Origin of the sequence: Mycobacterium sp. (genome assembly GCF_050701675.1) — a bacterium.
Lineage (GTDB): Bacteria > Actinomycetota > Actinomycetes > Mycobacteriales > Mycobacteriaceae > Mycobacterium.
Map to the genome: position 1 here is coordinate 1 of NZ_JBOGDD010001202.1, position 7490 is coordinate 7490.

Genomic DNA, 7490 nt, shown 5'->3' on the forward strand with positions numbered 1-7490 from the left:
CGGCGGCACCGCCCGCTTCCGCAGATTCCATCTCGGCCGCAACGGCGCCGTCCACGGGGGCGCGCTGGCGTTGCTGTTCGATTCTCTGCTGGGGTTCGCTGCGTTCAAGCTCGGCAACAGTCCCCGCCAGCGCACCGCGTTTCTGCACGTCGACTACCGCAGGATCGCCCTGGTGGACAAAGAACTGCAGGTCGACGCGGGTATCGACCGCATCGAGGATCGCAAGATCTTCGTCACGGGACGCCTTCTGGACGGGGACGACGTGCTGTGCGAGGCCGAGGCGTTGTTCCTCAAGCTGTTGCCGGGCCAGCCGTGAGAACCGAGTCATGAGCACCAAAGGCGATCGCGAGCGAGGACCGGAGCGAGTGGGAGCCGAGTCATGAGCAAGATGCAGGACCTCAAGCGACGGTGGGGACGGTGGCGCGAGGAACTGCGCGACCGGCCGACGGCCGACTTGACCTACCGCGTCGTCGTCGGGGTCGTCGGTCTCGCGGTGCTCGGCCTGGGGATCGTCGCGATTCCGTACCCCGGACCGGGCTGGGCGATCGTCTTCGTCGGCCTGGCCATCCTGGCCACGGAATTCGAGTGGGCGCACCGGCTACTGAAGTACACGCGTGAGCGCTACGACAGGGTGATGGACTGGTTCAAGGCCCAGGGCCTGTGGGTGAAGGCACTTGGTTTCGTACTCACCGCGGCCGTCGTGGTGGCGACTCTGTGGCTGCTGGGGGCACTCAGCCTCGCCGCGGGCCTCGTCGGCATCCAGCAGCCGTGGTTGAAGAGTCCCATCGGCCTGGGTTCCTAACCACCCTCACCGATAGCATGGTCGCGTTCCCCGCACCAGCACCCCTCGATGAGGAGATCCACCGATGACCGCCGCCGCCAGCCCCGCCCTCGCAGCCCCGATCCGGGTCGCTGCCGGGACCACCGCGGGCGCGGCGGTTCGTGACGCCGGACTGCCGAGCCGAGGAGCCCCGGATGCGATCGTCGTCGTGCGCGACGCCGACGGCGGCCTGCGGGACCTCTCCTGGGTGCCCGACGCCGACGTCGAGGTGACCCCCGTCGCGGCGGACACCGAGGCAGGCCGCAGCGTCATTCGCCACTCGGCGGCGCACGTGCTGGCGCAGGCGGTGCAGAACCTGTTCCCCGAGGCAAAACTGGGCATCGGCCCGCCCATCACCGACGGCTTCTACTACGACTTCGACGTGCCACGCGCGTTCACGCCGGAGGATCTGGCCGCGCTGGAGAAGCGGATGCGCCAGATCGTCAAGGACGGTCAGTTGTTCGACCGTCGCGTGTACGACTCCAAGGATCAGGCTCTCGAAGAGTTGGCGAACGAGCCCTACAAGCTCGAACTCGTCGACGACAAGTCAGGCGACCCCGATGTCATGGAGGTCGGCCCCCCCGGCTCCAACGCCGAACTCACCGCCTACGACAACCTCAATCCCCGTACCCGGGAACGGATCTGGGGTGATCTGTGCCGGGGTCCACACATTCCGACCACCCGGTACATCCCGGCCTTCAAGCTGACCAGGAGCTCGGCCGCCTACTGGCGCGGCGACCAGAACAACGCGAGCCTGCAGCGTGTCTACGGCACCGCGTGGGAGTCGCAGGAGGCGCTCGACCGCCACCTCGAACTGATCGAGGAGGCCCAGCGCCGCGACCACCGCAAGCTCGGTGTCGAGCTGGACCTGTTCAGCTTCCCCGATGAACTGGGGTCCGGGCTCCCCGTCTTCCACCCCAGGGGCGGCACCATTCGGCGTGAGCTGGAGGACTATTCGCGCCGCAAGCACGAGCAGGCGGGCTACCAGTTCGTCAACACTCCGCACATCACCAAGGAACACCTCTACATCACGTCCGGCCACCTGGAGTGGTACGCCGACGGGATGTTCCCGCCGATGCACATCGACGCGGAGTACGACGCCGACGGCACGGTGCGCAAGCCGGGGCAGAACTACTACCTCAAGCCGATGAACTGCCCGATGCACCATCTGATCTATCGGGCTCGCGGGCGGTCCTACCGCGAACTTCCGTTGCGGCTCTTCGAGTTTGGTTCCGTGTACCGCTACGAAAAGTCGGGTGTGGTGCACGGTCTGACCCGGGTACGCGGGATGACCCAGGACGACGCACACATTTACACGACACGTGACCAGATGCGTGAAGAGCTCAGCTCACTGCTGCGCTTCGTGCTCGACCTGCTCGCCGACTACGGCCTCGACGACTACTACCTGGAGTTGTCGACCAAGGACCCCGAGAAGTACGTCGGCTCCGACGAGGCGTGGGAAGAGGCCACCGAAACGCTCCGCGAGGTCGCCGAGGCGTCAGGCCTTGATCTTGTACCGGATCCCGGTGGCGCGGCGTTCTACGGGCCGAAGATCTCCGTCCAGGTCAAGGACGCGCTGGGACGGACGTGGCAGATGTCGACCATCCAGCTGGACTTCAACATGCCCGAACGGTTCGAGCTGGAGTACACGGCCGCCGACGGCAGCCGACAACGCCCGGTGCTGATCCATCGCGCGCTGTTCGGTTCCATCGAGCGGTTCTTCGGCGTGCTCACCGAGCATTACGCGGGGGCGTTCCCCGCGTGGCTCGCGCCGGTTCAGGTCGTCGGGATCCCGGTCGCCGACTCGCACGTCGCCTACCTCGAGGACGTCGCGGCGCAGCTGAGGGCCAGGGGAGTGCGCGTCGAAGTCGACGCCACCGACGACCGGATGGCCAAGAAGATCGTGACCCAGACCAACCAGAAGGTGCCGTTCATGCTGCTGGCGGGAGACCGTGACGTCGAAGCGGGCGCGGTCAGCTTCCGGTTCGGCGACCGCTCCCAGATCAACGGGGTCTCGCGAGACGATGCCGTCGACGCCATCGTCGATTGGATCGCCCGGCGCGAGAATGCCGCTCCCACAGCCGAACTGGTCACGGTGTGACAGTGGAGGAGGAGAACACGATCACAGACCGCGGAGTCGGCGATCCAGATCATCTGCAGAGGCTGTGGACGCCTCACCGGATGAACTACATCGCCGAGGCGGTGCCAGGTACCTCGGCGTCATCGTCGGAGCCGTTCAGTGACATCCCGACGATGTCGGACGAGGACGGGCTGGTGGTCGCCCGCGGTGAACTGGTCTATGCCGTGTTGAACCTGTATCCGTACAACCCCGGCCATCTGATGGTGGTGCCGTACCGCAGGGTTTCGGAGCTCGAAGACCTCACCGATGCCGAGAGCGCCGAACTGATGAGCTTCGCCCAGAAGTCGATCCGCGTCATCAAGGCCATCTCCAGACCGCACGGCTTCAACGTCGGACTCAACCTTGGCCATTCGGCAGGCGGCAGCCTCGCCGAACACCTGCACATGCACGTCGTGCCGCGCTGGGGCGGCGACGCGAACTTCATCACCATCATCGGCGACTCGAAGGTCATCCCTCAGTTGTTGCGGGACACCCGGCAACTGCTTGCCGACGAGTGGGCGGCGCAGGCGTGAGCGACTTCTACCTGTTCACCAGGGCGGCCTACGCAAAGCTGAGTCGACCGGTGGCCAAGGCGTCGCTGCGGATGGGACTCACGCCCGACAGCATCACCATCATCGGGACCGCGGGCACCGTCATCGCGGCGCTCACGCTGTTCCCGATCGGGCAGCTCTGGTGGGGCGCGTTCGCAGTGTGCGTCTTCGTCCTCGCCGACATGCTCGACGGGGCGATGGCGCGCGAACGCGGTTTCAGCACCCCCTTCGGGGGCGTGCTGGACGCCACCTGCGACCGGATCGGCGACGGCGCGATCTTCTGCGGCCTGCTGTGGTGGGCCGCATTCGGCATCCACAGCGCCTCGCTGGCGGTGGCGACGATGATCTCGCTCGTCACCTCGCAGGTGATCTCCTACATCAAGGCCAGGGCCGAGGCCAACGGGCTCAAGGGCGACGGCGGCATCATCGAACGCCCGGAGAGGCTGATCATCGTCCTGGCCGGCGCCGGCCTGTCCGGGGTGTGGTTCCTGCACGTGCCCTGGTTGCTGCCAGTCGCGATGTGGGTCTTGGCCGGGGCGAGCCTGGTCACCCTTGGCCAGCGGCTGCACTCCGTGCGCACGTCGCCGGGTGCGATCGAGCCGATGCACACCAAGCCCGCACCGCCCAACGATTCCGAAGAGGAAGCGAGCGAGCCGTGAGTACGCCTCAGGGGGGCGAGTTGGCGGGAAGAAACCCGGCGGGCCTGCCGAGCGCGCGCGGGTTGCGGGTGCCCCTCGGCGATCAGCTCAGCGACCTGGGCTTCGCCGCAGGCTGGCGGGTGGTGCGTGCGATGCCAGAGTTCGCCGCCCGCAACGCCTTCGAGGCAGGCGCGACGTACGCCTCGCGCGGCGGTGGCCCAGACCAGCTGCGCAAGAACCTCGCGCGGGTGATTGGCGTACCCGCCGCCGAGGTGCCCAGCAGCCTGATCCGTGCTTCGCTGGGCTCTTACGCGCGGTATTGGCGAGAGGCATTTCGGTTGCCGTCGATGGACCATCGGGTGCTGGCGCGTCGGCTGGACGAGGCGACACGCGGCGGCGAGCACGTTGCGGCGGCGCTCGACGCAGGCCGGGGCGCGGTACTGTCGCTGCCGCACAGCGGCAATTGGGACATGTCGGGGGTGTGGCTCACCAACACCCATGGCCGGTTCACCACCGTTGCCGAGCGACTCAAGCCCGAGTCGTTGTACAAGCGATTCCTGGACTATCGGGAGAGTCTGGGCTTCGAGGTGCTGCCGCTCACCGGTGGCGCCCGGCCCCCATTCGAGATCCTCAAGGATCGACTCCGCGCAAACGGACTCGTCTGCCTGATGTCGGATCGCGACCTGACCACCTCCGGTGTGCGCGTTGACCTGTTTGGCGAGCAGACGATGCTGCCGGCCGGGCCCGCCAAGTTGGCGCTCGCGACCGGTGCGGCACTTCTGCCCGCGCACTCGTACTACGAGCCCGACGTGGCGGCAACGCACATCGGGCCGCCCCTTGATCTCTCGTCGGGCGACGTCGGCGTGATCACGCAGGCGCTGGCCGACCGGTTCACCATCAACATCGCCGCGCATCCCGCCGACTGGCACATGATGCAACCCCAGTGGATCAGCGACCTCTCCGACGAGCGCCGCGCCCGGATCACGGGCGTCGGGGAGACCTGATGCGCATCGGGATGGTCTGCCCATACTCGTTCGACGTGCCCGGCGGCGTCCAGGCGCACGTACTGCAGCTCGCCGAGGTGATGCGCAGCTACGGGCACCACGTCAGCGTGCTGGCGCCGACGTCACCGGAGGCGGACCTGCCCGACTACGTCGTCTCCGGCGGCAGGGCCGTGCCGATCCCGTACAACGGGTCCGTGGCGCGACTCCGGTTCGGCCCGGCCACCCATCGCAAGGTCAAGAAGTGGCTGTCCGACGGCGACTTCGACGTCCTTCACCTGCACGAGCCCAACGCCCCGAGCCTCTCGATGCTCGCGTTGATGATCGCCGAGGGGCCCATCGTGGCGACGTTTCACACATCGACCACGAAGTCGTTGACGCTCAGTGTCTTTCAGGGCATCCTCCGGCCCTGGCACGAGAAAATCGTCGGCCGCATCGCGGTGTCCGACCTTGCCAGGCGCTGGCAGATGGAGGCGCTGGGATCCGACGCGGTGGAGATCCCCAACGGCGTCGACGTCGAGTCGTTCGCCTCGGCAGGCAAGCTCGACGGCTATCCGCGACCCGGGCGGTCGGTGTTGTTTCTCGGACGCTTCGACGAGCCTCGCAAGGGCATGGCCGTCCTCTTGGGCGCGCTGCCCCGACTCGTCGAGGCCGTCCCCGACCTCGAGGTCCTCGTCGTCGGACGCGGTGACGAGGAGGAGTTGCGGGAGGAGGCCGGAGACCTGGCAGGCCACCTGCGATTCCTCGGCCTGGTGGACAACGCTGAGAAGGCGTCCGCCATGAGAAGCGTCGACGTGTACTGCGCGCCCAACACCGGCGGGGAGAGCTTCGGCATCGTGCTCGTGGAGGCGATGGCAGCGGGTACCGCGGTGGTGGCGAGCGATCTCGATGCGTTCCGCCGAGTGCTCGAAGACGGTTCCGCGGGCCGACTGGTGCCGGTCGACGACTCGGCGGCGCTGGCTGCCGCATTGATCGAGGTGCTCTCCGACGACGCGGCCCGGCAACGATATGTGCGGGCCGGGACCAAGGCGGTGCACAGGTACGACTGGTCGGTGGTGGCACGGGAGATCCTGCGCGTCTATGAGACGGTCGCGGGGGCGGGTGCCAAGGTGCGGGTCGGTAAGAGCGAAGCGACCAGCCGGCAGTCGACGGGGGAGATGGCGTGATCACGTGGATCGTGGTGATCGCGCTCGCGCTTCTTGCCGCGGTGCTTCTGGTCGGCGGTATCTGGGCCTTTCAGACGGCCAATCGGCTGGACCGTCTGCACGTCCGCTACGACCTTTCCTGGCAGGCGCTCGACGGAATACTGGCCCGCCGAGCCGTTGTCGCCCGTGCCGTCGCCACCGACGCCTACGGCAATGCTGCCGCGGGCAGAGAGCTGGCGAGCCTGGCCGATGCCGCCGAACGCGCCCCGCGCAACACGCGTGAATCCGCTGAGAACGAGTTGTCGGCGGCGCTCGCGTCGGTCGATCCCGCATCGCTGCCCGTTGCGCTGGTCGCGGAGATGGCGGATGCCGAGGCGCGTGTGTTGCTGGGGCGGCGCTTCCACAACGACGCGGTGCGCGACACCCTCGCGCTGCGCGAGCGGCCGCTGGTGCGGTGGCTGCGACTCGGCGGAACCGCGGCCATGCCAACGTATTTCGAGATCGCCGAACGGGCCGCACAGCGATCCTCCGGCCAGGTGTACAAGCGCACGTCGGCCCGCATCGTGCTCCTCGACGAGCTGGGTTTCGTGTTGTTGTTCTGCGGCTCGGACCCAGCGACGGAGTCCGCGCCGCGGTGGTGGTTCACGGTCGGCGGCGCCGTGGAACCGGGCGAGACGCTTCCCGACGCGGCCGTCCGCGAGCTCGCCGAGGAGACGGGATTGCGTGTCAGTCCCGCCGACCTGGTGGGCCCGGTGTGGCGGCGTGACGCGGTGTTCGACTTCAACGGCTCGGTGATCCGCAGCGAGGAAATGTTCTTCGTGTACCGCACCCTGCGCTTCGAGCCGTCGACCGCCGGATACACGCCGCTGGAACGCCGGACCATCCATGGGCACCGCTGGTGTGACGAGACGACGATCGGCGAACTGGTGGACCGCGGCGAAACGGTGTACCCGCTGCAGCTCGGGGAGCTCCTCACCGAGGCGAACGCCATCGTTGCGCCAGGGTCGAGCGGGCCGGTACGGGCGTTGCAGTCCATTCGATGAAGTGCGGATTCACATCGATTTGCCGGGGCAACTAGACTGGTTCAGTACTAATTGGAGGAGATAGCCGTGCAATCCGCTGATACTTCGCAGACTGGCACCGCCCGGGTGAAGCGTGGGATGGCCGAGATGCTCAAGGGCGGCGTCATCATGGACGTCGTCACACCCGAGCAGGC

At 67.5% G+C, this 7490-nt stretch carries 8 protein-coding genes and 1 pseudogene; all 9 read left to right on the plus strand.

Annotated features, from left to right (window positions below; all coding sequences use genetic code 11):
• A partial coding sequence (locus ACRDUX_RS37235) for a PaaI family thioesterase (RefSeq protein ID WP_526421963.1) occupies positions 1-316 on the plus strand: 316 nt, incomplete at its 5' end.
• A 63-nt stretch (positions 317-379) separates the two neighbouring features.
• A complete protein-coding gene (locus tag ACRDUX_RS37240) occupies positions 380-802 on the plus strand; it encodes a TIGR02611 family protein (RefSeq protein WP_526421965.1) in 423 nt (140 codons plus the stop codon).
• Positions 803-866: 64 nt separating this feature from the next.
• Entirely contained in the window at positions 867-2921 is a 2055-nt protein-coding gene (gene thrS / locus ACRDUX_RS37245; protein WP_526421967.1) for a threonine--tRNA ligase, read from the plus strand.
• Positions 2922-2923: 2 nt separating this feature from the next.
• Positions 2924-3472, plus strand: coding sequence for an ATP adenylyltransferase (locus ACRDUX_RS37250; protein WP_526421968.1), 549 nt, complete (start codon positions 2924-2926; stop codon positions 3470-3472).
• Entirely contained in the window at positions 3469-4149 is a 681-nt protein-coding gene (pgsA, locus tag ACRDUX_RS37255) for a phosphatidylinositol phosphate synthase (RefSeq protein WP_526421970.1), read from the plus strand. Before ACRDUX_RS37250 ends, pgsA begins: the two co-directional genes overlap by 4 nt.
• A gap of 44 nt (positions 4150-4193) precedes the next feature.
• Positions 4194-5132 carry a phosphatidylinositol mannoside acyltransferase gene (locus ACRDUX_RS37260; protein ID WP_526421976.1) on the plus strand — a complete coding sequence of 313 codons (939 nt, stop codon included), beginning with the start codon at positions 4194-4196 and terminating at the stop codon, positions 5130-5132.
• Positions 5132-6295, plus strand: a complete 1164-nt coding sequence (locus ACRDUX_RS37265) for a glycosyltransferase family 4 protein (RefSeq protein ID WP_526421972.1) — start codon at positions 5132-5134, stop codon at positions 6293-6295. The genes ACRDUX_RS37260 and ACRDUX_RS37265 overlap by 1 nt, the downstream gene beginning before the upstream one ends.
• Positions 6292-7317, plus strand: a complete 1026-nt coding sequence (locus tag ACRDUX_RS37270) for an NUDIX hydrolase (protein ID WP_526421974.1) — start codon at positions 6292-6294, stop codon at positions 7315-7317. Before ACRDUX_RS37265 ends, ACRDUX_RS37270 begins: the two co-directional genes overlap by 4 nt.
• Before the next feature lie 66 nt (positions 7318-7383).
• A pseudogene (locus ACRDUX_RS37275) lies at positions 7384-7490 on the plus strand (pyridoxal 5'-phosphate synthase lyase subunit PdxS); the annotation flags it as partial.

Coding starts and splice junctions, on each gene's coding strand:
- ACRDUX_RS37240 (WP_526421965.1), top strand. CDS start 380: ATGAGCAAGATGCAGGACCTCAAGCGACGGTGGGGACGGTGGCGCGAG.
- thrS (WP_526421967.1), top strand. CDS start 867: ATGACCGCCGCCGCCAGCCCCGCCCTCGCAGCCCCGATCCGGGTCGCT.
- ACRDUX_RS37265 (WP_526421972.1), top strand. CDS start 5,132: ATGCGCATCGGGATGGTCTGCCCATACTCGTTCGACGTGCCCGGCGGC.